Source organism: Microbacterium pseudoresistens, from assembly GCF_013409745.1.
In the GTDB taxonomy this organism is placed as follows: Bacteria; Actinomycetota; Actinomycetes; order Actinomycetales; family Microbacteriaceae; genus Microbacterium; species Microbacterium pseudoresistens.
On sequence record NZ_JACCBH010000001.1, the window covers coordinates 1,086,240 to 1,111,013 of the forward strand.

The window sequence follows — 24,774 nt, forward strand, 5'->3', positions numbered from 1 at the left end:
GAGCGGCGAGGCGCGGTCATGCCGATGAGCGCATATCGTGAAGCGAGGAGGTAGGTCCGCGATGGTACGACACAGTCCGCTGCCGGTCGATCCGATCGCCGAGGCCAAGCGGCAGTGGAGCCTGCACGGATGGACGGATGCCGCGCCGGGCATGACGGCGGTCACCTCGATCATGCGCACACAGCAGCTCATCCTCGGCCGGGTGGAGCGCACGCTCAAGCCGTACGGCCTGTCGTTCGCGCGCTTCGAGATGCTGCGTCTGCTCGCCTTCACCCGCGAGGGGAGGATGCCGATGGCCAGCGCGATCGCGCGCTTGCAGGTGCATCCCACGAGCGTGACGAACGCCGTGTCCCGCCTCGTGAAAGACGGGCTCGTGCGGCGCGAGGTGCATCCGGAGGACGGACGGGCGGCGCTGCTCGTGCTCACGCCCTCCGGTCGTGCGCTGATCGAGGAGGCCACGGTCGCGCTGAACGAGGTGTTCTGCGACATCGGGTTCTCCGACGACGAGACGACGGCGCTCGTGCGCATTCTCGCGCGGTTCCGCAAGGAGGCGGGCGACTTCCGCGACCCTGATCCGGTGCCCGAGCCGCTCTGAGCCGGTCAGCGGTGGGTGAACTCCGCCGGTCGCTTGTCGCGGAAGGCGGCCATCCCCTCCTTCTGGTCGTCGAGCCCGAAGGCGGCCGTGAACGCCTGCTTCTCGAAGCGCAGGCCCTCGGCGAGCGCGGTCTCCTGCGCGGCCTGCAGCGCATCCTTGGCCGCGTAGACGACGGGCAGCGACTTGCTCGCGATCGTCTCGGCGACGGCGGCGACCTCGGTGAGCAGGTCGTCGGCAGGAACGATGCGCGAGACGAGCCCGGCGCGCTCGGCCTCCTCGGCGCCCATGGTGCGGCCGGTGAGGATGAGGTCGGCGGCCTTGTACTTGCCGATCGCGCGGGGCAGGCGCTGCGTGCCGCCGATGCCGGGGATCACGCCGAGGTTGATCTCGGGCTGGCCGAACTTCGCGGTGTCGGCGGCGATGATGAGGTCGGCCATCATCGCCAGCTCGCATCCGCCGCCGAGGGCGAAGCCGGCCACCGCGGCGATCACGGGGGTGCGCAGCCGGCCGAACTCGCCCCAGCGCGCGAACGGATCGTTCAGGTACATGTCGATGTAGCCCTGATCCGCCATCTCCTTGATGTCGGCGCCGGCGGCGAACGCCTTGGCCGAGCCGGTGATCACGATGGCGCCGATGCCCGGATCGGCGTCGAACGCCGTGGCAGCCTCGACGATCTCGCGGATGAGCGTCGAGTTGAGCGCATTGAGCGCCTCGGGGCGGTTGAGCGTGATCCAGCCGACGCGGCCGGTGGTCTCGACGAGGATGGATTCGTAGTCGGTCATGCTCTCTCCCGGCTCAGGCATCGGTCGCCGTGCTCTGCGCACGGATGGTGTTGATGATGCCAGAGAAGTCCTGCCGCGCGCCGTCGCCGTCGGCGAACGCCTTGTAGATGGCGCGGGCATGGCGGCCCAGCTGCGCATCCACGCCGGTGAGGTCGATGGCCGATTCGGCCAGCCCCAGATCCTTCGACATGAGCGCGCCGGCGAACCCCGGCTGATAGTCGCGGTTGGCGGGGCTCGTGGGCACCGGTCCCGGCACGGGGCAGTTCGTGGTGAGTGCCCAGCACTGCCCGGAGGCGTGGGAGGCGACGTCGAACAGCGCCTCATGGGTCAGGCCGAGTCGCTCGCCGAGCACGAAGGCCTCCGCGACGGCGATCTGCGAGATGCCGAGGATCATGTTGTTGCAGACCTTCGCGGCCTGGCCGAGACCAGGGCCGCCGCAGTGCACGATGCGTCCGCCCATGACTTCCAGCACCGGAAGCGCCGAGGAGAAGTCCTCCTCGCTTGCGCCGACCATGAACGCGAGGGTGCCGTTCTCGGCGCCCACGACGCCGCCCGAGACCGGAGCATCGGCGGCTCTGTGCCCCGCCGCGAGCGCGAGGTCGTGCGCGGTGCGCGCCTCGTCGACGGCGATGGTCGAGCAGTCCAGGAACAGGGTGTCGGGGCGGGCCGAGGCGAGGAGCCCCGGGGAATCGTCGTCGCCGCGATAGGCGGCGATCACGTGCGCCCCCGACGGGAACATCGTGATCACGATGTCGGCGTCGGCGACGGCGGATGCGGCATCCGCGGCGATCTCCACACCGTGCCCGCGGGCGTCGTCACCGGCGGCGGGCACGAGGTCGAAGCCGATCACCCGATGCCCGGCGGCGACGAGGTTGGCTGCCATGGGCCCGCCCATGTGGCCGAGTCCGAGGAATGCGATGTCGGTCATGTAGACTCTTCTCTCTCTGTCATGCGCTCTCCAGGAGGCTTCGGCCGATGATCATCTTCATGATCTCGTTCGTGCCCTCCAGGATCTGGTGCACGCGCAGGTCGCGGACCACGCGCTCGATGCCGTACTCCTTGAGGTATCCGTAGCCGCCGTGCAGCTGCAGGGCGGCGTTGGCAGCCGCGGATGCCGCATCCGTGGCGAAGCGCTTGGCCAACGCGCAGGCGACGGCGGCATCCGGGGCGCCCTCGTCCATCTTCTCCGCGGCGCGCTCGAGCAGCGCGCGAGCCGCCTGCAGCTCGGTCTCCATGTCGGCGAGGGCGAAGACGACGGACTGGTTCTCGGCCAGCGGACCGCCGAATGCACGCCGCTCCTGCACGTAGCGCGTGGCGCGCTCCAACGACCACTGCGCGCCGCCCAGCGAGCAGGCGCCGATGTTGACCCGCCCGCCGTTCAGGCCCTTCATTGCGATGCCGAACCCGTCGCCCTCCTCGCCGAGGCGGTGCGAGACGGGCACGCGCACATCGTCGAAGAACACCTGGCGGGTGGGCTGGGCGTTCCAGCCCATCTTCTCCTCGTTGGGCCCGAAGCTCAGTCCCGGGGTGCCGTCGGGCACGACGATGGCGCTGATCCCCTTGGCACCCGGTTCGCCCGTGCGCACCATCACGACGTACACCGCTGAGGATCCCGCGCCGGAGATGAACTGCTTGACCCCGTTGATGGCGTACTCGTCGCCCTCACGCACCGCCGACGTCGTGATCGCCGCCGCGTCGGATCCCGCGCCGGGCTCGGTGAGGCAGTAGCTGCCCAGCGCCGACATCTCGGCAAGGCCCGGGACCCAGCGCTCGCGCTGCGCATCGTCGCCGAACGCATCGATCATCCAGGCGACCATGTTGTGGATGGAGATGTACGCGGCGATCGTCGTGTCTCCCTTGGCGAGCTCCTCGAAGATCGCCACCGCATCCCGGCGCGACAGCGCAGAGCCGCCGACGTCCTCGCGGACGTAGATTCCGCCGAGCCCCATCTCGCCCGCCGTGCGGAGGGTGTCGACGGGGAAGAACTTGTCTCTGTCCCACTGGGCGGCGTGGGGCACCAGCTCGGTCTCGGCGAAGTCGCGGACGGCGTCGACAAGGGCCGCGCGCTCCTGTGCGGCCGTGGGGGTGGCGGTGCGGGACATGAGCATCACTGCATCGTAGGGATGACGAAGCTCGCGCCGTCGCGCAGGCCGTGCGAGGGCCAGCGCGAGGTGACCGTCTTCGTCTTCGTGTAGAAGCGGAACGCGTCCGGACCGTGCTGGTTGAGGTCGCCGAAGAGGGTGGGTCCGAGATAGAAGCCGTTCTCGTGCCCTTCGACCGAGAACCCGCGGCCGTCGACGAGCAGGCTCGCCCCCTCATCGACCCCCTTCTGGATGTATCCCTCGACGCGAGCCAGCGCATCCGCCGTCACGAGGGGGCCGTAATCGACGCCCTTCTCCAGCGACGGACCGACCTTGAGCGCCTTCACGCGCTCGGTGAGCTTCGCCGCCAGCGCGTCGCCGGTCTCCTTGCCGACCGGGACGGCCACCGAGATGGCCATGCAGCGCTCGCCGGCCGAGCCGTAGCCCGCGCCGATCAGTGCGTCCGCGACCTGGTCGAGATCTGCGTCGGGCATGACGATCAAGTGGTTCTTCGCGCCGCCGAAGCACTGCGCGCGCTTGCCGTTCTGCGCGGCCGTCTCGTAGATGTACTGCGCGATCGGCGTCGAGCCCACGAATCCGACCGCCCGGATGCGCTCATCGTGCAGCAGCGCGTCGACGGACTCCTTGTCGCCGTTGACGACGTTGAGCACGCCGGCGGGCAGCCCCCCCTCGAGGAACAGCTCGGCGATCCGCAGCGGCACCGACGGGTCGCGCTCGCTGGGCTTGAGGATGAACGCATTGCCCGCGGCGAGGGCCGGGCCCATCTTCCACAGCGGGATCATCGCGGGGAAGTTGAACGGCGTGATCCCCGCCACCACGCCCAGCGGCTGGCGCATGGAGTACACGTCGATGCCCGTGCCCGCGTTCGAGGAGTACTCGCCCTTGAGCAGATGCGGCGCGCCGATCGCGAACTCGATCACCTCGACGCCGCGCTGGATGTCGCCCAGCGAATCCTCATACGTCTTGCCGTGCTCGCGGCTCAGCGTCTTGGCCAGCTCAGGGGCGTCGGCGTTGATCAGATCCACGAACCTCATCAGCACCCGGGCGCGCTTCTGCGGGTTCGTCGCGGCCCAGCCGATCTGCGCCTCCTCCGCGTTCGCGATCGCCGCCTCGACCTCGGCCGTCGAGGCCAGCGGCACGCGCGCCCGCACCTCGCCCGTCGAGGGATCGAACACGTCGGCGAACCGGCCGGACGTGCCGGCGACGTGCTCGCCGCCGACGAAGTGGGTGAGTTCGCGGACCATTCCAGACTTCCCTTCGCGCACGTCTCGTCGTGCGCATCCGATGTTAGTTGATATTCAACGTATTTACTAGGTAATGCAAGTAATTGCTCTCGCGGCGTCGCCGATAGGATGCCGGGAGCACCTCAGTGCGGAGACTCGGCAGGGACGACCGTGATACTCCGTCTCACCCGAACGGAGGAGCACCGATGACTGCTCTCGCTCCCGCCCACCCCGATCCGGATGCGCCGCGGCCCCATCGCATCGGCCGGATCATTGGACGACTCGCGTTCGGCGTCGTCGCCGGAATCGTCGTACTCGCCACGGCCGCCGCGTTCTTCCTCGTGTGGACCATCCAGCGCTCCTTCCCGCAGACCTCGGGCGAGCTGGAGCTGTCGGGGCTCGACGCGCAGGTGACCGTGCAGCGCGACGACCGGGGCGTGCCGACGATCACCGCCGACAACACGCACGACCTCTTCTTCGCGCAGGGCTTCGTGCATGCGCAGGATCGCTTCTGGGAGATGGACTTCCGCCGCCACGTGACCAGCGGTCGGGTGGCCGAGCTGTTCGGCGAATCGCAGGCGGGCACCGACGCGTTCCTGCGCACGCTCGACTGGCACGGCATCGCCGAGCAGGAGGTCGAGGCGATGGATGAGACCACGCGCGCCTACTACGAGGCCTACGCCGACGGCGTGAACGCCTATCTCGCCGACCATTCCGGCGCCACGGCCTCGCTCGAGTACGCCGTGCTCGAGCTCACCACGCCCGGGTACGAGCCGGAGCCGTGGACGCCGGCGGATTCCGTGGCGTGGCTGAAGGCGATGGCCTGGGATCTGCGCGGCAACGTCGAGGCCGAGACCGAGCGCGCGCTGCTGGCCCAGTCCGTCGACCCCGCCACGATCGCCTCGGTGTACCCGGCCTATCCGTTCGCGGAGAACCCCGTCATCGTGCCGACCATCACCCCGGCCGATCAGCTGCCCGCGGCCGCGGCCGCCTCTGGCGATGGCGGCGGCTCGGGATCCCTCGCGGTCGCCCCGACGACGGACGACACCGACGACCACGCATCGGCGAGCGCCGAACCCTCGCCCACCGCATCCGCCGTCACCTGGACCGAAGCCGACGGCGTGCTCGGGGCCGTCTCGGCCCTGATCGGCGACCTCGGCGAGGGCATCGGATCGAACTCATGGGTCGTCTCGGGCGATCTCACCGAGAGCGGCATGCCGCTGCTGGCCAACGACCCGCACCTCGGCGCCTCGCTGCCCTCGGTCTGGTACCAGATGCAGCTGCGCTGCTCGACGGTGAGCGAGGAGTGCCCGTTCGACGTCGGTGGATTCTCGTTCTCGGGCCTGCCGAGCATCGTGATCGGCCACAACGCCGACATCGCCTGGGGATTCACCAACCTCACCACCGATGTCACCGACCTGTACATCGAGAAGATCGACGGCGACGCGTACTGGCGCGACGGCGCTCTCGTGCCGCTGGAGACCCGCTCCGAGACCATCGAGGTCGCCGGCGGCGACGACATCGACCTCGAGATCCGCTCCACCGTGCACGGCCCGATCGTCTCGGGTCTCACCGCCGACTTCACCGCGATCGCGGGCGACCCCCGACTCGGCTCAGGCGACGCGGTGAACGACCCTGCCTGGATCGGCGCGCCCGATGCGAGCGTCGAGGCCCTGACGGGCGAGTACGCCGTGAGCCTGCGGTGGACGGCGCTGGACCCCGGCACCACGGCGACGGCGATCTTCGCCATGAACACCGCGAAGGACTTCACCGACTTCCGCGCCGCCGCATCGCTGTTCGACGTGCCCGCCCAGAACCTCGTCTACGCCGACCGCGAGGGCAACATCGGCTACCAGACGCCGGGCCGGCTGCCCACCCGCGGCGCCGGCAACGGCTTCGCCCCCCAGCCGGGCTGGAGCAGCGCCTACGACTGGACCGGCTTCATCCCCTTCGACGACCTGCCCGTGTCGTACAACCCCGAGTCGGGCTACATCGTCACCGCGAACAACGCGATCGTCTCCGACGACTACGCGTACTTCCTCTCCCGCGACTGGGACTATGGCTATCGGGCCGGACGCATCGCGACCCTCATCGAGGACGCCGCGGCCGACGGCCCGATCACCGCGCAGGACCTGCGCGACATCCAGTTCGATCAGGAGTTCTGGATCGGCAAGAAGCTCGCCGCCGTCGTGCAGAAGGTCGCCGTCACCGGCGACGGACCCAAGGCCGCTGTCGAGCTGCTGCGGTCGTGGGATGCGCAGGGCACGGCGGACTCGGCCGCGGCCGCCTTCGCCAACGTGCTGTGGTCGAACCTGGCGCAGAATGTCTTCGCGAACCGCGCCGACGCGCTTCCGCTGAGCTCGCAGGGGCGGATGTTCGCCGTCGTCGGCGCCATGCTCGCCGACCCCGACGATCCGCTCTGGGTCAACGACGAGATCGGCGTGGCCGGCATGGACGAGATGCTCGCCTTGTCGATCGAGCAGGCGTACGACGAGATCGCCTCGTTGCAGGGCGAGGATCCGGCGGCATGGAACTGGGGGTCGCTGCACGCGCTCACCCTCACTCACCAGACGCTCGGCACCTCGGGCATCGCGCCGATCGAGATGCTCTTCAACCGCGGGCCGTTCGCGGTCGGAGGCGGCGCCTCGGTCGTGGATGCGACGGGCTGGGTGCTCGGCGAGTCGTACGAGACGACGACCGTGCCGTCGATGCGGATGGTGGTGGATCTGTCGGACTGGGACGCCTCGACATGGAACCACCTCACCGGGGCGAGCGGTCACGCCTTCCACGCGCACTACACCGACCAGACCGATGCCTGGGTGAAGGGCGAGCAGTCGCCGTGGGCGTTCAGCGAGGAGGCCGTCGACGCCGCCGCCGTCGACACGCTCGTCCTCTCCCCCGCGGGCTGATCCGTGCCGGAACACCTTCTGGACGACGACTCCGACGTCGAGGAGTTCAACCACGCCGGGGCGACCCTCGTCGTCGAATCGATCGGGAAGGGCCGCCGGCCATTCGTGCTCCTGCACGGCATCGGGATGGGCCGCAGCGTGTACCTCGACATCGTCTCGCGGCTGCCGGGCCGGGTGATCGCGATCGACCTGCCCGGCTTCGGCGAGGCGCCCGAGCCGGCGCGCACTCTGACGATGCCGCGCCATGCCGACCTCGTCGCAGCCTGGCTGCGCCGGGCCGGTGTGCACGATGCGGTCGTCATCGGGCACTCCATGGGCAGCCAGATCGCCGCCGAGCTCGCCGCACGGCATCCCGACGTCGTGGCCGGGCTCGTGCTGGCCGGGCCCACCGTCGACAGCACGGCCCGCAGTATCCGCGCGCAGGCGTCGCTGCTGCTGCGCGACCTCATCGGCGAGCGCCCGCGCGTGCTGTGGCGCGGCGCCCGCGAATACCTGCGCGGCGGCCCGCACCTGCTGCGCAAGATGCGCGCGACCATCGTGCACGAGCCCGAAGACGCCTACCGCCGCGTGACCCGCCCCACCCTCGTGCTGCGCGGCGAGCATGACCCGCTTGCCCCCGCTGACTGGTGCGAGTCGATCCTCGAGCTCATCCCCGGCACGCGGCTCGAGGTGATCCCCGATCACGGCCACGGCACGCTCATCAGCGACTCCGGCCCAGCCGCCGCGGTGATCGCCGCCTTCGCCACGCGGCTCTGAAGAGCTAACGGGGCTGCAAGAGCGGAGGCGGCTGCGTGGGAAGGATGAACGCGAAGCGGCGCGCCCGGGTGAGGAGCACGACGAACAGGCCGAGCCCGGCGAACAGCAGCCCGATGAAGATGCCCACGCCTCCCAGGACTGCCACCACGCCGCCGACTGCGATGCCGATGATGCCCGCGAGCACCACGGCTGCGGCGAGTCCGATCAGCACCCATCCGACGATCAACGAGACGAGATAGCCGCGGGGCCCGGCATGACCGGGCCGCACGCCGACGCTCTGCGCGACGTACCAGCTCCACCGGGTGCCGGTCCACCACCGGGTGATCCGGCCTGCGACGGCATACCAGCCCGCACCCGGCCCCTCGGTCGTTCCCGGCAGCGGCTGCAGAGAGGGGTCGAGGATCGGCCCGGTCTGCGGAGCGGGCAGCTTGGCCACCCGCGCGGTGCTGACCGCGCCGATCAGCCAGATCGCGGCGACCAGGAGGAACAGGATCGGCACCGCGGCGTTCACCCCCGAGCGCGACAGGAAGAACAGGAACAGCTGCGCGAGGCCGATCGCGGCGAACACGAACCCGAACACGAGCCCCCGGCCGGACGGCTCGACGGCGAAGGCGTCGGGCTTGGGCCTGCCGTCGTGGATGCGGTAGGGCGTCCAGGTCACGCCGTCCCACCAGCGCACGTCCGAGGTGCCGGGCACCGGATACCAGCCCATGCCCGCGACGAGCCCGGTCATCGCGCCCGCGAGAGGGCGCTCGTGCACCGTCCATTGCCGGCCGTCCCACCAGCGTTCGACGCCGGCCACTCCCGCGTCGTACCACCCCGGATGTGCGTTCATCGGTCCCCCTTGTCGGCGCCCCTTTCGTCGCACTGTGACACGCGGCGCGCTGCGGCGGATCAGCCGCCGGCGGCGGGCGGCGTCTCGCGCGACTCGGCCAGTTCGTCGACCACGAGGTGCCGGTGATCGATCGTGCCGTTGCGGTACGCCTGTCGTCCCACCATATGCGCCGACAGCGGCGCCGTAGCGAACTGCATGAGCACGACGGGGATGACCAGCAGCAGTCCCAGCCCGATGCCGAGCACCGAGCGCTGCGACAGCGCGATGGCCAGGCAGATGAGGGCGAGCCCCAGCACCTGCGGCTTGGTGGCCGCGTGCAGGCGGGTCGGCACGTCGCGCAGACGCAGCAGGCCGATCGCGGCCACGAGGCACAGCAGCGCGCCCAGCAGCACGAGGATCCAGACGGCCGTGTCGATCACGGCATCGGGGATCGTCCACTCGAAGACGTTCATGGCGTGTTGTCCCTCCGCGCGACGTACCGGGCCACGGCGATCGAGCCGAACACCCCGACGGCGGCCACGACGAGCAGCACGGGCAGCGTGCGGGTGTGCTGATCGATCGCCATCTCGGCGCCGAGCACGCAGATCACCTCGGTGACGAGCACGTCGGAGGCCACGGCGCGGTCGAGGATCGACGGGCCGAGCACGATGCGGATGACGGTGAGCGTCGCCGCGATCGCGAACACGATCATGATGATGAGCAGCAGCGGATTCACGGGTGCTCCCCTCCCCCGTCGGCACGGGCGTCCTCGCGCAGCGCGCGGTACTGCGCGGTCGTGCCCAGCGCGCGCACGATCCGGCGCTCCCAGCGCAGCGCATCCTCGCGCTGGCGGTCGGCATCCGCGCGGGTGCGCACCCCGATCACGTGCAGGTACAGCGTACGGGTGTCGCGATCGGCCTCCACGACGAGCGAGCCGGGGATCAGCGAACAGGTCACGGCGACGTGCGTCATCACGAGGTCGTCGGCGTACCGCAGCGGCACGGCGATGATCGCCGATCCGGGCAAACGCCGCGGGTTCAGCACCTGCGCCGCGACACTCAGCGAGCCGAGCACGACCGCACCGAGGAACTGCGCGAGCAGCACCGCACCCCACCACAGGTTGATGCGGCCGGACAGCTCGATGGTCGGCAGCCGGAACACGCGCGTCACGAACACGGCCACGACGATGCCGGTCACCAGCGACAGCACGGTGAACTGGCCCCACAGCAGCATCCACAGCACGACCAGCCAGATCAGGAACGGCAGCTGCAGGCGCAGGTCGCGCCGCACGTTGCGCTTGACGTCGGGGGTCACGGCACGCCCTCCCCGCTCTCGTACACGAGCACCACGGGCTCCTGCAGTCCGATGCCGATGCGCTCACACAGCCCGTAGATGGGCCCGGCAAACACCGTCAGCGCGAGGGTGACGGCGACCATGCCGCCCGTGGCCAGCGTCATGATCAGCGGGATTCGGCGACGCTCCTGCTGGTCGGCCGCGGCGGGCGCGTCGCCCAGGTAGGCGATGCGCTCATCCGGCTCTTGCGCATCGCCGTCCTCGCGCCAGAAGGCGAGGTTCCAGGCGCGCATGAGGGCGTACAGGGTGAGCAGCGAGGTGACGACTCCGCCGACGATGAGCACGATCATGAGCGGGGTGCCCACGGCGGCGGCCGCTTCGAACAGCCCTATCTTGCCGATGAAGCCCGAGAACGGCGGCAGTCCGCCGAGGTTGATGGCCGGCACGAAGTACAGCACGGCGATCAGCGGCGCCGCCTTCATCAGTCCCTTGACGCGCACGATCGAGGTGCTCCCCGCCCGGCGCTCGACGAGCCCGACGGCGAGGAACAGCGTCGTCTGCACGACGATGTGGTGCACGATGTAGTACACCGTCGCGCCGATCGCCGCGGGTGTGGCGATCGCGAGGCCGAACACCATGTACCCGACGTGGCTGACGAGCGTGAACGACAGGATGCGTTTGAGCTCGGCCTGCGCGACGGCGCCGAGCACCCCCACGACCATCGTCGCCAGCGCCACGATGAGCAGCAGGGTGTCGATGCTGTTGGAGGCGAACAGCTGCGTCTCGGTGCGGATGAGCGCGTAGACGCCCACCTTGGTGAGCAGGCCCGCGAACACGGCCGTGACCGGGGCGGGCGCGGTGGGGTACGAGTCGGGCAGCCAGAACGACACGGGGAAGACGGCCGCCTTGATGCCGAAGGCCGCGACGAGCAGCAGGTGCAGCACGAGCTGCACGTCTTGCGGCAGCTCCCCCATCCGATCGGCGATCTGGGCCATGTTCACCGTGCCGAGCGCGCCGTAGATCATCGCGATGGCGGCGAGGAAGAGGATCGACGACACGAGCGAGACGACGATGTACACGGCGCCGGTGCGGATGCGCGACTCGGTGCTGCCCAGCGTGATGAGCACGTACGAGGCGACGAGCAGGATCTCGAACCCGACGTAGAGGTTGAACAGGTCGCCCGCGATGAACGCGTTGAAGATGCCCGCGGCGAGGATCAGGTACGAGGGGTTGAAGATCGAGATGGGGGTCTCTTCGATGCCGTCGGCCGATCCCTGGCCGATCGAGAACAGCAGCACCGCCCCGAGCACGACGCTCGAGACCAGCACGAGGAGAGCGGCGAGCCGGTCGACGTAGAGCACGATGCCGAAGGGCGCCGGCCATCCGCCGACCTCCACGGCGATCGGCGCCGTCGCATCCACCGTCACCAGCAGCACGGCCGCGATGATCGAGACGAGGCCCAGCGTGGTGACCGTCACGATCACCTGCACGCGCGTGTTGCGGCCGAACACGAGGGTCACGGCCGCGCCGAGCAGGGGCAGGGCGACCAGCAGCGGCACGAGGGCGCTCATCGATCACCCCCGCCCGTCGAGGGGTCGTCGGCGCGGGCGTCCGGCAGGTCGTAGGGCGCGTCGTCGTCGATCGCGGCGAGGTCCTTGGCGTGCAGGATGCGGATGGGCGAGGTGTCGACCCCGACGAAGTCGGTCGTCGCCTCGTCTTCGGAGGGATCCGTCTCGTCCTCCATGATGTCTTCCTCGGCCTCGGAGCGCTCGCGCAGGGCGATGTCGACTTCGTCGTCCTCGACCGTGTCGGCCTGGCCGAGCTGCCAGGAGCGGTAGATGAGGGCGAGCAGGAACGCCGAGACGGCGAAGGTGATGACGATGGCGGTGAGGGTGAGCGCCTGCGGCAGCGGGTCGCTCGTCGCCCGCTCCTCGCCGAAGAAGGGTGCCGCGCCCGGCACCCCCATCACGATGAGCAGCAGCAGGTTGGTGGCGTTGCCGAGCAGCAGGAACCCGATGAGCACGCGCGTGAGGCTGCGCTCGAGCATGGCGTACACGCCGCAGGCGAAGAGCGCCGCCATGACGATGATGAGCACGAGAGAGACGTCCATCAGATGCGCACCCCCCTCGCGCGCATCTCCTGGGCCTGCCGGTCGACCTCGGCGCCGAGGCTGCGCAGCACGTCGAGCACGAGCCCGATCACGACGAGGTACACGCCGATGTCGAAGATCGTCGAGGTGACGAACTCGATGTGCCCGAGCACGGGGACCTCGATCTCCCAGAACGCGCTCGACAGCGGCGCGAGCCCGAAGAACAGCGGTACGACGGCCGATCCGACGGCGAGGATGAGCCCGGCGCCCAGCAGACGCCCGGCATCCGCGGGGGCGGCGGCGCCGAGCTCCCACCGGCCGCCGGCGATGTAGCGCATGACCAGCGCCATGCCCGCCACGAGCCCGCCGGCGAAGCCGCCGCCGGGGGCGTTGTGCCCGGCGAAGAGGAGGAAGATCGACACGACGATGATCGTGTGGAACAGGATCCGCACGATCACCTCGAGCAGGATCGAGCGGTTCTCGGGCTTCATCTGCTGTCCGCCGACGAGCCAGGCCCGCGGCCCGCCGACATTCTCGGCCGTCTGGAAGCGCACGCCGTCGGTCGTCTCGATGAGCGGCCTGCGCTGTGCACGACGACCCGCCACGCGCGTGCTCGTGCCGATGTCGGGCAGGGCGCTCATGCTCGACAGGCGGTCGGCGCGATGCGTGACGAACACGAGCGAGGCGACGCCCGTGGCGGCGAGCACGAGCACCGACAGTTCGCCCATCGTGTCCCACCCGCGCAGGTCGACGAGGGCGACGTTCACGACGTTCTTGCCGTGCCCGAGCTTGTACGCCAGCTCCGGGAAGGCCTCGGAGATCGGCGTCTGCACGCGGGCGCCGGTCGCGAGCACGGCGACGAAGGCCATGGTCGCCCCGACGGCGATGGCGAGCACGGCGCGCGGGAGGCGGCCCACCGACGCGTTGTGCTCGCCCATGCGCGATGGCAGCCGTCGCAGAACGAGCGCGAAGGTGACCAGCGTGACCGTCTCGACGAGGATCTGCGTGACGGCGAGATCGGGCGCCCCGCTGGTGGCGAAAAGCACGACCATGCCCATGCCGGTGACCGAGACCAGCACGACGCCGGTGTAGCGCTTCCGCGCCACGACGGCGAGGATGCCCGCGGCGATCATGATCGGGGCGATCGCCACCTGAAGGGGCGTGTGCCATGCGCTCAACTGCATACGTGCGGGCTCGCCCGCGACGAGAGCCGTCGTCTCGGCCGCCACGACGACGATGAAGATCGTGCCGACATACACCGGCAGTGATCCGCGCTGGGTGAGACCGGTGGTGAGCACCGACAGGCGGTCGACACCGCGCATGACCAGCTGGTACGCATCCTGCGCGGTGAACGGCAGCAGCCGCGGCTTTGCGCCCCACCCGGTGCGGCGGGTGATCACGAACAGGCCGAGACCCAGTAGCACCGCGCCGAGAGAGAGGAACAGCGCCGGCTCCAGCCCGTGCCACAGCGCGAGGTGCCCGGTCTCAAGCAGTTCACCGTCGCCGGCGGGGGCGGTCGCCGTGACGGCATAGCCGTGCAGCGCGGTGTCGAGCGCCGGTGCCGCGATCCCCGCGCCGAGCGTCGCGACGGCGAGCACCACCGGAGCCACGAGGAAGCCGAACGGCGGATCGGGCCATTCCGTATCGGGCATGTACTCGCTGGGATTCGCCCGTTTGCGCCAGAACGCCCCCCAGAGGAAGCGGGCGCCGTATGCCGCGGTGAGCACGGACCCGAGCACGACGCCTGCCAGCGCCACGATCCCCCAGGGCGAACCGCGCAGCGCGTCGTCGAAGAGGGCGGCGAGCGTGGACTCCTTCGCGACGTAGCCGATCGTGGGCGCGATACCCGCCATCGAGGCGACCGAGATGAACGACGCGACCGTCATCACGGGCGCCTGGCGGCCGACGCCCGACAACTCGGTGATGTCTCGTGTGGACAGCTGCCGGTCGATCACGCCGACGATGAGGAACAGCGCCGATTTGAACAGCGCGTGCCCGATCACGAGCGCGAGCCCGCCGAGAGCCGCATCGGGGGTGCCGTAGCCGAGCACGACCGTGAAGAATCCGAGCTGGCTCACGGTGCCGAAGGCGAGGATGCGCTTGAGGTCGGTCTCGCGCATCGCCTGGATGCCGCCCAGCAGCATGGTGAGCACGCCGAGGCCGATCGTAATCGGCCGCCAGCTCGCGGAGAGCGCGAAGATCGGCGCGAACCGGGCGATGAGGTAGATGCCGGCCTTCACCATCGCCGCCGCGTGCAGGTACGCGCTCACCGGTGTGGGGGCAGCCATGGCGCCGGGCAGCCAGAAGTGGAAGGGGAAGATGGCCGACTTGCTCAGGGCTCCCACCAGCAGCAGCACGATCGCGGCCTCCACGACCGGCCCGGTGGGGGCGACCGCAAGGATCTCGGCGATGCTGCTCGTGCCCGTGTCGACGACGAGCAGGATGACGCCCACGAACATCGCCAGGCCGCCGAGGGTCGTCACCAGCAGGGCCTGCAGCGCCGCACGACGGCTGGCGCCGCGGGCGTGGTAGTAGCCGATGAGCAGATAGGAGAGGACGCTCGTGAGCTCCCAGAACATCACGAGCAGCACGAGGTCGTCGGTGAGCACCAGGCCGTACATCGCGCCGGCGAAGGCGAGCAGTACGGCGGCGAACTGGGCGATCGGCGACGACGAGTCGCGGAAGTACCAGCGGCAGTACAGCAGCACGAGCGCACCCACGCCGGTGACGATGAGCGTGAGCACCCAGCCCAGCACATCCATGCGGAACGACAGCGACAGCCCGAGCTGTGGAATCCATTCCACCGACTCGTACGGAGTGGCGCCGACGTCGTCGGATCCCGCCAGCACCCGAGGTGTGAGCAGGAGCGCATGGACGAATGCCGCCGCAGGAATGAGAGCGGCGATCGCGAAGGCGCGGGCGCCCGCGACGCGCACGAGAAGGGGCAGTGCGAGAGCTCCTGCGGCGAACACGGCGAGGAGCATCAGCATGCGCGGACTCCTCTGGCTCGTCGGCCGAGATGAGATCGACGCAGGCGGGCGGTTGACCCTATTCTACGGGGCGGACGCCCTCCCGTGCGACGGTGCACAGGTCGTCGTGCCCTCGCGGAAGCGGCAGGTGAAGACGATCGACTCGACCTGCTCCCCCGCCAGCAGGCGCGCCACCGCGGCACCCGCGGCACGCCCCTTTCCCACCGCCGGCTGCACCACGGTGGTGAGCACGTGGTCGCCGAGTCCGTCGACGACGACGCCGTCGAACCCCGTCACGCTGAGGTCTTCCGGCACGCGCAGCCCCCGCTCCTCGGCCGCGCGGATCACCCCGGCGGCGAGCAGGTCGCTCTGCGCCATGATCGCGGTCGGTCGATCCTCGGCCTGCTCGAGCAGCGTGCGCCCGGCGATCATCCCCTCGTCGATCGAGCTTCCGCCCGCCGAGACCACCCGGGCATCGGGGTACTCCTCCCGCACGCCATCAAGGCGTTTGCGGGTGACGTCGACGGTGATCGCCGCGATCCGCTCCGGCGAGGCGAGCCCGCGCAGACGGGACGCGTCGAACGGGAGCGTGACGACGTCGACCCGCTCATGGCCGAGCCCGCGCAGATGCCGGGCGAGCTGCGCGGCGGCCTCGCGGTTGTCGAGGTCGATGCGGGGCACGCCCTCCCCGGCATCCCCCTCGATGACGACAGCCGGCACACCGCGCGCACGGACCGCGTCGAGGTCTTCGTGCAGCCGACCGCTGCATCCGATGAGCACGACGGCGTCCACGGGCACCGAGGCGAGCGTGGGCGCCCCGGCCACGGCATCCGTGTCGTCGCGCAGCAGGAGCACACCGGCGCCGAGGCCGGCCAGACCGTCGGTGACGCCGTCCATCATCGCCGTGGTCACCGGATCGAGGAAGGCCGTGCGCAGATGCCCCTCGAGCACTACGGCGACGATGCCGCTCCTCCCCCGCCGCAGCGATGCCGCCCGCGGGTCGGGCCCGGCGTATCCGAGCTCGGCCGCGACGGCGAGCACGCGTTCCCTCGTGCTGTCCGCCACGGGGGCCTTGCCGCTGAAGACGACGGATGCCGTGGACGGCGAGACGCCGGCCGCCTGAGCGACGTCGGCGATGGTGGCGCGGCGTGCGGCGTCCCTGCCCTGCGACATCCCGGTCATGCCCCGAGGATAGCGCCCGCTGTCGCCGGGATCGAATCGATTCGATACGCTGGTGCGATGACCACCGCCCTCAGCCGCGCGCTCTTCGTGCGCTGGCGCGCCGCGATCTTCGCGATCTTCCTGCTCAGCGGCCTGTCGATCGCCACGTGGGCCGGGCGCGTGCCCGCGATCAAGGTCGCACTCGACATCGACAAGGCGCAGGTCGGCCTGCTGCTGCTCGCGATGGGCGTCGCCTCCATCATCGGCATCTCGTCGGGGCCGTTCGTCTTAGCACGCACCGGTGCGCGCAAGGGGATGCTCGCGACCATGCTCCTCGTTGCCGCAGGCGTCATCCTGATCGGACTCGGCACGGATGTGGCGCACTCCATCCCGCTCGTGGTGCTGGGTCTCGTGCTCTTCGGGCTCGGCAATGGCTCGCTCGACGTGATGATGAACGTCGAGGCGACCGCGGTCGAGCAGGTGATGAAGAAGACGATCCTGCCCGTGTTCCATGCCTTCTTCAGCTTCGGCACCGTGCTCGGCGCCGGCGCGGCGGCGCTGGCCAGCGGAGCAGGGCTCACGGTGGCCATGCACGGCGGCATCGTCGGCGCGCTCATCGCCCTCGCCGCCGTGGTGTGCTTCATGAACGTGCCCGACCGGGCCGAGGCGCAGGATGCGACCGCCGAGGAGAAGCCGCCGTGGCGTGAGAGGATGCATGCCGCGCTGGAGGTCTGGCGCGAGCCGCGCACCTATGCGCTGGGCATCGTGATGCTCGGCATGGCGTTCGCCGAGGGCGGTGCCAACGACTGGCTCGCGCTGGGCGTCGTCGAGGGCCACGGGGCTCCGGGCGAGTACGGCGCCGCCGCGCTGGCGGTGTTCTCGGTCGGCATGACCGCCGTGCGCCTGCTCGGCGGTCCGCTCGTGGACCGGTTCGGGCGGGTGGTCGTGCTGCGCGCCCTGGCCGTGACGGCGACCGCCGGCATCCTGCTGTTCATCCTCGCCGACGGCAACCTCGTGCTCGTCTTCGCCGGCGCCGCGCTGTGGGGAATCGGTGCCTCGCTCGGATTCCCGCTCGGCATGTCGGCCGCCGCCGACGACCCGGCCAAGGCCGCCGCCCGCGTGAGCGCCGCCGCGACGATCGGCTATATCGCCTTCCTCGGCGGCCCTCCCGTGCTCGGCCTCATCAGCGAGCACCTCGGTCTGCTCAACACGCTTTTCATCCTCGCCGTGCTGGCCCTGCTGTCTGGCCTGTTCTCCGGCGCTGCGCGTCCGCTGAAGACTCGCGCCGGGGGCGAGCCCGATCACCGGCGGTAGGCTCGTCGGGTGCGTCTCGTCATCGCCCGCTGCGCCGTGGACTACACCGGCCGCCTCAACGCCCACCTGCCCCCGGCCACCCGCCTACTGGTGCACAAGGGTGACGGGAGCCTGCTCGTGCACTCCGACGGCGGCAGCTACAAGCCGCTGAACTGGATGAGCCCGCCGTGCCACCTCGAGACCGAGGAGCCGGGCGAGGAGGAGGCGTCGGCGGGAGTCGTCGAGGTATGGCGTGTCACCCACAAGAAGACCGGGGACGCGCTGAGAGTGCAGCTCTACGAGATCATCCACGACTCCGCGCACGAGCTGGGCGTCGACCCCGGCCTGCAGAAGGATGGCGTGGAGGCCGATCTGCAGCGGCTGCTCGCCGAGCAGGTGGACCGCGTGTCCGAGGGCGCCACGCTCGTGCGCCGCGAGTTCCCCACCGCGATCGGCCCGGTCGACCTCATGGTGCGCGACGCCTCCGGCGCCGCCATCGCCGTGGAGATCAAGCGTCGCGGCGACATCGACGGCGTCGAGCAGCTCACGAGGTACCTGGAGCTCCTCGGCCGAGATCCGCACCTCGCACCGGTGCAGGGTGTGTTCGCCGCGCAGGAGATCAAGCCGCAGGCGCGCATCCTCGCCGAGGACCGCGGCATCCGCTGCCTCGTGCTCGACTACGAAGACATGAAGGGCGTCGAGTCCGGCATCCCCCGCCTGTTCTGACGACTCGCTCGCCCTTCCACCCGAGAACGACGCCGACTCCCGTCGAAGCGCCCGGATGCGTCGGGAGTTGATGCGATTCTCGGGAGAACGCGCCGCCCGCTTAGGCTGAGAGCATGGCCGCATCCCCGTATTCGTGTGTGCTCTGGGACGTCGACGGCACGATCGCGGATGCCTCGGCCGGCATCCTGCCGCGGCTCGTGGAGGTGTTCGCCTCGTTCGGGCTGCCGGCCCCGGATGCGTCGGTGCTGTCGAGCTGGATCGGCCCGCCGATGCTCGAATCGTTCCGCGTTCACGCGGGCCTGTCGGCGGCCGATGCCGAAGAGGCCGTGCGGCGCTACCGCGACCTCGCGGCACGCGATGGCTATGCGGCCTCGGTGTCGATCTACCCCGGTATCCGCGAGGTGCTGACCGAGGTCTTCGACGCGGGGATCCCGCAGTCCACGGCAAGCACGAAGCCCGAGAACCAGGTGGCCGCGATCCTCGAGCACTACGGCCTGCGGCGTCTGTTCACCGCACTGTCGGGCGCGGATGCCAACGGCGAGGGCAAGAGCGTCGTCGTCGCACGCGCGCTGGAGCGGCTCAGCGCTGCGGGCGCGGACATCAGCCGCCCGGTGCTCGTCGGCGACCGCTACCACGACGTCGAGGGTGCGGCCGAGCACGGCATCCCCGTGATCTTCGTCGACTGGGGCTTCGGCGATGCGGGCGAGGCCCATGGCGCGATCGCCCGTGCCGGCACCGCGCGCGACCTCGTGCCGCTGCTGCTCAGCTGACGACCGAAAGGGGCCGTCACCGCGAAAAGAGGAAGCTCCCCGGGCGCCGAAGCGCACCGGGGAGCTCACATCACGCGCGGGGTCATCCGCGCCGCTGATTACAGCGGGCGGATGTTCTCGGCCTGCAGGCCCTTGGGGCCCTGCGCCACATCGAACTCGACGCGCTGGTTCTCGTCGAGCGAGCGGTAGCCGGTCGAATCAATGGCGGAGTAGTGCGCGAACACGTCGGCGCCGCCGTCATCGGGGGAGATGAAGCCGAAGCCCTTCTCCGAGTTGAACCACTTCACTGTGCCCTGGGTGCTCATGTACTGCCGTTCTTTCGGGGCGATGACGGCGCGAGATACGCCGCCATCGATAACGGTACTGGAGTGAGCCGACAGCGCAATGAACGTGATACAAACGTTGCACTGCAGACGACGCGGCCCTCACCGCGGGGGGAGCGATGAGGGCCAAGACGACCGGAGGGTGCGTCTGAATTCAGCATACCCGCAAAACCCGGTTCTTGTCCCCCAAATGGGGGACAAGCTGTGGATAGCCGTAACGATCGCGCATCGGCACGATCCGTCGCCGCAGAGAGAGACCGCCGACGATGCGCCTCCGCCCCGATCAAACATTCCGCGTGCTCGCCGAGGTGCACGGTTGATCCCGGTCCGTCGCCGTGCTGCGGCTCAGATCATGGTTTCGATCTGAGCGTTCGTGCGCACCCTGCTGTAGTACGGCATGACCTTCTCGAGGGTGAACTCGTGCGCATCGGACTCATAGTTGTAGCAGCAGTCGCGTGCGATCACGATGTCGTATCCGAGATCGGCACCGGTGCGCATAGCGCTCTCCACTCCGCCTGGTCGTCGAGGTCGATCGGTAGTTCGTCGATGTTCTGTGCCTCGAAGCTGCCTGCGAGCACCGGCGGCTTCGGCACGGTGACTCGACGATGGAGCAGGTCGGTCTTGATCGACATGGTGTCCGCCCGGTCGGCGCGCCGCTCCACCTGGATCCAGAAGATCGGGATGCCCGACTCACGCGCGGCGGCGACCAGCGCCACCGTGCTCTCCACGATTCCGGATGCACAGATCTTCTCCATCCTCTCCGGATCGTCTCGTGTAGTGAGGTTGGAGTTGATCATGTCGTTCAACACCGCCGCGGCATTGCCACCGCGGCCCGCTCCTCGCGCGTCGCCGTCGCGTGCTGCGATCGTCGCGGGGACGAACGCGGCACGCGCTGGACGAGAGGCACCACGATCGTCGGCCATGGCTTGGACGACCTCCGGCGCATGCTCGCCCTCGGGCCGCGGGAGCAGGAGCCAGTTGACCGGCGCCGCGATGATGTCGGCCCCGGCGAGCGCCAGAGCCCGCGGAACCTCGGGGAACTCGAGGTCGTAGCACACGAGGACCCCGAGGCCTCCGAGCGGCGTGCGGACGACGGATGGGGCATCCTCGCCCGAGGCGAAGATCCGCTTCTCCTTCAGAGGCCGTCTAGGGAATCATTGCGGAGTCACGGATGATCGGAGCGCTCGAGAGTGCTCGCGAGCGTCTGGATGAACACGCCGACTGAATCAGGGGTGGGCAGGTCGATCCGGAGTCGGATGCTTCCCGCTTTCGGTCCCGCGCCGTTGATGATTGCCGCACCGCCGAGTTGGTCGAGAAGCGGTCCCATGACGTGTGCCGCGTCGGCGGACAGATGGCCGACGCCGCGTCCGTTGGAGGTGACGGCGACCCCGGCGGGGGATCGTCGCGTGCGGGACTGGGTGCGGAGGACGTAGGTGCGAGGAGCTTGGCTGTCGCGTTCGCGATCGTTCACGAGGTAGTGGGTCCGTTCCAGCACGACCGACCGTGTCGGCAAATGCCGGAGATCGGGGAGTTCGTCGTGGCGGCTGACGCGACCGATCGTGATGTGCAGGAATTGTTCCCACCATGCGGGCATGAGCGCCCCGTCTCCTCGGATCGGTATGCCATCACCGAGGCGGAGCACTCTTCTACTATGTCAGCCCGTGCTGTGAATCTTCCGGTCAGCCGCAGGCCCGACAGATCACGCAGAGGCAATGTCGTTGATCACCGGTATTCTCGGGCGATTGAGCGTAGCGTGAGGAGCATGTGGACAGTTCTTCTCCTCTTGCTTGTGGCATGGGTGGTGCTGTCGATCGTGGGATTCGTGTTCGAGGGGCTGCTCTGGTTGGCCATCATCGGAATCGTGCTCTTCGTCGGCACCCTGATCTTCGGGATACTCCGACAGCGCGCCAAGCGCGCCAAGGCGTAACCACCTCGCGCGGGATGCACGGGGCGCGATTCACCTTCTTTGCCATTGCGCGGGGGTTCTACAGGCGTGACGGCCGTTGCCGGGCGGCGGTGCTCTTCTCCACCGAGTTCGTTCGGGCCGACACTCGCACGCGCAGGGCGCCTGGGCGGACGCTGACGCGGACACGGGTGATGTGACCGAAGCTGTCGCCGTCGAGTTCGATGGGGTGGGGGGCGTCGAACCGGGCTTCGAACCGGGTTCCTTGAACGTAGGCGAGTGCGTGGAGGTCGGGTGTCTGCTGGAGGAGTCTGCGGCTGAGCGGGGAGCGGCGGGCGAGGCCTTGTAGGGTGAGGCGGGTTCCGATCCGCGCCCACCCAAAGCGTCCTGTCGGGCGCATCATCACGACGTCCAACAGCCCGTCGTCGATGATCGCAGCGGGGATCAGCACCATGTTCCCGGTGAGGGTTCCGCAGTTGCCGACGATGACCGTGTGCGCCCGCGTTGACCTCACTCGCCCTCCGTCGATTCGATAGTCGAGATGGAAGAGCTTGTTCGCGATGACCGAGCGGGCGATCGGCGTGACGTACGCGAACCAGCCGAGATGCTTCTTCGCGATGGTGCTTGTGCTCTCCGCCATCTTCGCATCCAGTCCGATGCCGGCCATGACCATGAACGTGTGCGAACGCCGGGTGCCGCTCTCGTCCTCGAGCTCAGCCACCCCGACATCCACGAACCGGTCCTCACCTGCGAAGGCAACGGAGACGCAGGCGGCGATGTCGTTGAGCGGCGCACCGACATCACGAGCAAGAAGATTGCCGGTACCCCGGGGAACCAGCGCGACCGGGATGCCCGTCCCTTGCATCACCTCCGCGACGGCTCGGACCGTGCCGTCGCCGCCCGCGACCATCACCACCGCCGGAGCAGCAGCGAGAGCGTGCTCCGCGGCGGCCCGGCCCGCGTCGTCGCTGCGGGTCTCGTACCAGCGCGTCTGCGCCCACCCGTGCTGGACCTCATACTCCGCGACCACGGGGCGAAGCCGCTCCAGCGGGGTCTTCACCGGGTTGTAGACGACGGCGGCATGCCGTCGCCCGGCTGCCGGGTGGTCGTGCGTGCTCACTGCGGGGCTGCGGTGAAGTAGCGGCGCTGCTCGACCAGGGGGCAGGTGAACACGTCGCGCTCCCCGAGCCCGACACGGTTGATGTACCGCACGATGATCGCATAGGACGCCAGCAACCCGGTCTGCACATACGACACTTCGTGGCTCCGGCAATAGGCGGCGATGATGGGCGCTGCCTTGCGCAGGTGAGGGCGTGGCATCGACGGGAACAGGTGATGCTCGATCTGATAGTTCAGCCCGCCCATCGCGGTGTCGAGCAGACGGCCGCCGCGGATGTTTCGGCTCATCATCGCCTGGCGGCGCAGGAAGTCGAAGCTCGCATCGCTCGGCACGATCGGCATCCCCTTGTGGTTCGGGGCGAAAGAGACGCCCATGTAGAACCCGAAGAGCCCGAGCTGCACCGCGAGGAACACGAACGCGATGCCCGGCGACAGCACGAGGAAGACGAGCACCGGGAAACCGACCAGCCGGACCAAGAGGAACCCGATCTCGACCCATCGCCTGCTCAACGGACCGCGCGTGACCACCCGACGCACCCCGGAAGCATGCAGCGAGACGCCCTCCAGGAGCAGGATCGGGAAGAAGAAGATCCCCTGATGCGAGCGCAACCACGACAGAACCCGCCCTCTCGGCGCGGCACGCTCGGGAGCCACGACGATCACCGGCAGCTCGATGTCCGGATCGGATCCCAGCTTGTTCGGATTCGCGTGGTGACGGGTGTGCTTGTGCTGCCACCACCCGTAGCTCATCCCCACCAGCAGGTCGCCGAGGACAAGGCTCACCCAATCATTCCACTTGCCCGAGACGAAGATCTGCCGGTGCGCTGAATCATGACCGAGAAAGGCGATCTGCGTGAAGACGACGGCCAGGAACGCTGCTGTGAACAACTGCCACCAGGTATCGCCGATCCACACGAACGCCAGCAAACCTCCGGCGAGCACGAGCGGCAGACCGATCAGCTTCGACCAGTAATACCCATACCGGCGACGCAGCAACCCCCGATCCCGGATCGTCTTCGCCAGAGCCGTGAACTCACTCCCGGCCCGGGTGCCCTGTCGATTCTCTGAGCGCGGTGTGGTCGAACGAATCCCATCCATGATGCGCCCCGCATCCCAAGGTCACGAACGTCATCAACGCCCCTGACCACCCTCGTCAGTCCAGTCGTCGATGCGGGCACGATCGTCGGTCGCCGCGGATCGCTGATCCGACGCGGATCCCGATCCTGGCACTCCGTCCGCGGAAGTGGGGAAGGTCACCGACTCCGCCAATGCCGCAACAGAGGCCGCTCTGTCCTGCTCGCCGGCAGCCGCCTCACGGAACCGGGCTGCCGCCGCATCCTGCTTGGCCCGGACGCCCTCGCTGATCTCCGCGAGCCGGTCAGCGAGCACGCCGCCGAGGCCGTCGCGCAACTCCTCGAGGTTCGTGTTCGCGATCTCCAAGCGACGATCCGAGATCGTCAGCTCAACGGTCGAGTAGCCCGCCTTCGCGAGACGAGCCCGTGTCTCGCTCGCCAGGATCTCCGTGATCTCGTCCCGTTCGGGGCGGCGCGTGAACACCGCCTCCACCGTGTAACGATCCGGGGCCTCATCGGTCATCAGCGCAGCAGGCAACGAACCCACCAGCACCGATCCCAGGCCCAGCGTCGCGGTATCTGCACCGCTCGTTCGTGTCTGCGTCTCCATAACCCGACGTTACGCCCCCAACATGTACGCCTCACAGGTTCAACCAAACCCGCGCGCGCCGCAGAAGCCCCCAGAAATCAAGCGACGTCAGCGCAGTGGTCATATTCGCACCAGGCTTCGATGCCGTGACATGTCTGGGCATGGCACGTGACCTGCACTACGCGCAAGTGACAGACCCATTCGCACGCCCCTTCTACGCGTGAGGGACAAGAATCGACATCAGTCCCAGGAGATCCTGAGCATCGCCGTCGTTGGTCTCTTTCG

The 24,774-nt window shown here is 69.3% G+C and carries 26 protein-coding genes; 7 read left to right on the forward strand and 19 right to left on the reverse strand.

The window, feature by feature from the left end; genetic code table 11:
• Nucleotides 1-61: 61 nt before the first annotated feature.
• On the forward strand, nucleotides 62-595 hold the full coding sequence (locus BKA02_RS05305; RefSeq protein ID WP_179431961.1) for a MarR family winged helix-turn-helix transcriptional regulator: 534 nt from the start codon (nucleotides 62-64) through the stop codon (nucleotides 593-595).
• Between the two features lie 5 nt (nucleotides 596-600).
• Here BKA02_RS05305 and BKA02_RS05310 read toward each other — a convergent pair whose 3' ends face one another.
• The 4 genes from BKA02_RS05310 to mmsA are packed head-to-tail and all read right to left on the reverse strand — an operon-like array spanning nucleotide 601 to nucleotide 4,723.
• Nucleotides 601-1,377 (reverse strand): enoyl-CoA hydratase, encoded by a 777-nt coding sequence (locus tag BKA02_RS05310; RefSeq protein ID WP_179431963.1) that lies wholly within the window; start codon nucleotides 1,375-1,377, stop codon nucleotides 601-603.
• Nucleotides 1,378-1,390: 13 nt separating this feature from the next.
• Nucleotides 1,391-2,305: a 3-hydroxyisobutyrate dehydrogenase gene (mmsB, locus tag BKA02_RS05315; RefSeq protein ID WP_179431965.1), complete on the reverse strand. Its 915-nt coding sequence runs from the start codon at nucleotides 2,303-2,305 to the stop codon at nucleotides 1,391-1,393.
• A gap of 19 nt (nucleotides 2,306-2,324) precedes the next feature.
• Nucleotides 2,325-3,479, reverse strand: a complete 1,155-nt coding sequence (locus BKA02_RS05320) for an acyl-CoA dehydrogenase family protein (RefSeq protein ID WP_179435237.1) — start codon at nucleotides 3,477-3,479, stop codon at nucleotides 2,325-2,327.
• A gap of 5 nt (nucleotides 3,480-3,484) precedes the next feature.
• On the reverse strand, nucleotides 3,485-4,723 hold the full coding sequence (mmsA, locus tag BKA02_RS05325; RefSeq protein WP_179431967.1) for a CoA-acylating methylmalonate-semialdehyde dehydrogenase: 1,239 nt from the start codon (nucleotides 4,721-4,723) through the stop codon (nucleotides 3,485-3,487).
• A 185-nt stretch (nucleotides 4,724-4,908) separates the two neighbouring features.
• Between mmsA and BKA02_RS05330 the strand changes: the two genes are divergently transcribed.
• The gene (locus tag BKA02_RS05330; protein WP_179431969.1) at nucleotides 4,909-7,611 is read left to right on the forward strand and encodes a penicillin acylase family protein; all 2,703 of its coding nucleotides are present in this window, start codon (nucleotides 4,909-4,911) and stop codon (nucleotides 7,609-7,611) included.
• Nucleotides 7,612-7,614: 3 nt separating this feature from the next.
• The gene (locus BKA02_RS05335; protein ID WP_343045355.1) at nucleotides 7,615-8,367 is read left to right on the forward strand and encodes an alpha/beta fold hydrolase; all 753 of its coding nucleotides are present in this window, start codon (nucleotides 7,615-7,617) and stop codon (nucleotides 8,365-8,367) included.
• A gap of 4 nt (nucleotides 8,368-8,371) precedes the next feature.
• Here BKA02_RS05335 and BKA02_RS05340 read toward each other — a convergent pair whose 3' ends face one another.
• The 8 genes from BKA02_RS05340 to BKA02_RS05375 form a co-directional block, all read right to left on the reverse strand.
• Complete coding sequence (locus BKA02_RS05340; RefSeq protein ID WP_179431971.1) at nucleotides 8,372-9,202, reverse strand: DUF2510 domain-containing protein; 831 nt, start codon at nucleotides 9,200-9,202, stop codon at nucleotides 8,372-8,374.
• Between the two features lie 59 nt (nucleotides 9,203-9,261).
• The gene (gene mnhG, locus BKA02_RS05345; RefSeq protein ID WP_179431973.1) at nucleotides 9,262-9,654 is read right to left on the reverse strand and encodes a monovalent cation/H(+) antiporter subunit G; all 393 of its coding nucleotides are present in this window, start codon (nucleotides 9,652-9,654) and stop codon (nucleotides 9,262-9,264) included.
• Entirely contained in the window at nucleotides 9,651-9,917 is a 267-nt protein-coding gene (locus BKA02_RS05350; protein ID WP_179431975.1) for a monovalent cation/H+ antiporter complex subunit F, read from the reverse strand. The genes mnhG and BKA02_RS05350 overlap by 4 nt, the downstream gene beginning before the upstream one ends.
• A complete protein-coding gene (locus tag BKA02_RS05355; RefSeq protein WP_179431977.1) occupies nucleotides 9,914-10,495 on the reverse strand; it encodes a Na+/H+ antiporter subunit E in 582 nt (193 codons plus the stop codon). Before BKA02_RS05355 ends, BKA02_RS05350 begins: the two co-directional genes overlap by 4 nt.
• Complete coding sequence (locus BKA02_RS05360; protein ID WP_179431979.1) at nucleotides 10,492-12,045, reverse strand: Na+/H+ antiporter subunit D; 1,554 nt, start codon at nucleotides 12,043-12,045, stop codon at nucleotides 10,492-10,494. The genes BKA02_RS05355 and BKA02_RS05360 overlap by 4 nt, the downstream gene beginning before the upstream one ends.
• Nucleotides 12,042-12,584: a Na(+)/H(+) antiporter subunit C gene (locus tag BKA02_RS05365; RefSeq protein ID WP_179431981.1), complete on the reverse strand. Its 543-nt coding sequence runs from the start codon at nucleotides 12,582-12,584 to the stop codon at nucleotides 12,042-12,044. The genes BKA02_RS05360 and BKA02_RS05365 overlap by 4 nt, the downstream gene beginning before the upstream one ends.
• Entirely contained in the window at nucleotides 12,584-15,553 is a 2,970-nt protein-coding gene (locus BKA02_RS05370; protein WP_179431983.1) for a Na+/H+ antiporter subunit A, read from the reverse strand. Before BKA02_RS05370 ends, BKA02_RS05365 begins: the two co-directional genes overlap by 1 nt.
• Nucleotides 15,554-15,616: 63 nt before the next feature.
• Nucleotides 15,617-16,714 carry a LacI family DNA-binding transcriptional regulator gene (locus tag BKA02_RS05375; RefSeq protein ID WP_246285979.1) on the reverse strand — a complete coding sequence of 366 codons (1,098 nt, stop codon included), beginning with the start codon at nucleotides 16,712-16,714 and terminating at the stop codon, nucleotides 15,617-15,619.
• Nucleotides 16,715-16,771: 57 nt separating this feature from the next.
• Here BKA02_RS05375 and BKA02_RS05380 point away from each other — a divergent pair, with 57 nt between their 5' ends.
• The 3 genes from BKA02_RS05380 (at nucleotide 16,772) to BKA02_RS05390 (ending at nucleotide 19,482) form a co-directional block, all read left to right on the forward strand.
• Nucleotides 16,772-18,007: an MFS transporter gene (locus tag BKA02_RS05380; protein ID WP_179431985.1), complete on the forward strand. Its 1,236-nt coding sequence runs from the start codon at nucleotides 16,772-16,774 to the stop codon at nucleotides 18,005-18,007.
• Between the two features lie 9 nt (nucleotides 18,008-18,016).
• Entirely contained in the window at nucleotides 18,017-18,712 is a 696-nt protein-coding gene (gene nucS, locus BKA02_RS05385) for an endonuclease NucS (protein ID WP_179431987.1), read from the forward strand.
• Between the two features lie 113 nt (nucleotides 18,713-18,825).
• Nucleotides 18,826-19,482: an HAD hydrolase-like protein gene (locus BKA02_RS05390; protein ID WP_179431989.1), complete on the forward strand. Its 657-nt coding sequence runs from the start codon at nucleotides 18,826-18,828 to the stop codon at nucleotides 19,480-19,482.
• Nucleotides 19,483-19,580: 98 nt separating this feature from the next.
• On the opposite strand, the gene BKA02_RS05395 is transcribed toward BKA02_RS05390, so the two are convergent.
• The 4 genes from BKA02_RS05395 to BKA02_RS05410 form a co-directional block, all read right to left on the reverse strand.
• The gene (locus BKA02_RS05395) at nucleotides 19,581-19,787 is read right to left on the reverse strand and encodes a cold-shock protein (RefSeq protein WP_179431991.1); all 207 of its coding nucleotides are present in this window, start codon (nucleotides 19,785-19,787) and stop codon (nucleotides 19,581-19,583) included.
• Between the two features lie 363 nt (nucleotides 19,788-20,150).
• Complete coding sequence (locus tag BKA02_RS05400) at nucleotides 20,151-20,270, reverse strand: hypothetical protein (protein WP_343045356.1); 120 nt, start codon at nucleotides 20,268-20,270, stop codon at nucleotides 20,151-20,153.
• Entirely contained in the window at nucleotides 20,267-20,944 is a 678-nt protein-coding gene (locus BKA02_RS05405; protein ID WP_179435240.1) for a nitrilase-related carbon-nitrogen hydrolase, read from the reverse strand. The genes BKA02_RS05400 and BKA02_RS05405 overlap by 4 nt, the downstream gene beginning before the upstream one ends.
• A 26-nt stretch (nucleotides 20,945-20,970) precedes the next feature.
• Nucleotides 20,971-21,399, reverse strand: a complete 429-nt coding sequence (locus tag BKA02_RS05410) for a hypothetical protein (protein WP_179431995.1) — start codon at nucleotides 21,397-21,399, stop codon at nucleotides 20,971-20,973.
• Nucleotides 21,400-21,567: 168 nt separating this feature from the next.
• On the opposite strand from BKA02_RS05410, the gene BKA02_RS05415 reads away from it, so the two are divergent.
• Nucleotides 21,568-21,732 carry a hypothetical protein gene (locus BKA02_RS05415; RefSeq protein WP_179431997.1) on the forward strand — a complete coding sequence of 55 codons (165 nt, stop codon included), beginning with the start codon at nucleotides 21,568-21,570 and terminating at the stop codon, nucleotides 21,730-21,732.
• Nucleotides 21,733-21,790: 58 nt separating this feature from the next.
• Here the strand turns inward: BKA02_RS05415 and BKA02_RS05420 are convergent, their stop codons facing one another.
• The 3 genes from BKA02_RS05420 to BKA02_RS05430 are packed head-to-tail and all read right to left on the reverse strand — an operon-like array spanning nucleotide 21,791 to nucleotide 24,510.
• A complete protein-coding gene (locus BKA02_RS05420) occupies nucleotides 21,791-22,828 on the reverse strand; it encodes a diacylglycerol kinase family protein (RefSeq protein ID WP_179431999.1) in 1,038 nt (345 codons plus the stop codon).
• Nucleotides 22,825-23,925 carry a fatty acid desaturase family protein gene (locus BKA02_RS05425; protein WP_179432001.1) on the reverse strand — a complete coding sequence of 367 codons (1,101 nt, stop codon included), beginning with the start codon at nucleotides 23,923-23,925 and terminating at the stop codon, nucleotides 22,825-22,827. The genes BKA02_RS05420 and BKA02_RS05425 overlap by 4 nt, the downstream gene beginning before the upstream one ends.
• 33 nt (nucleotides 23,926-23,958) lie before the next feature.
• The gene (locus BKA02_RS05430; RefSeq protein WP_179432003.1) at nucleotides 23,959-24,510 is read right to left on the reverse strand and encodes a hypothetical protein; all 552 of its coding nucleotides are present in this window, start codon (nucleotides 24,508-24,510) and stop codon (nucleotides 23,959-23,961) included.
• Nucleotides 24,511-24,774: the final 264 nt, after the last annotated feature.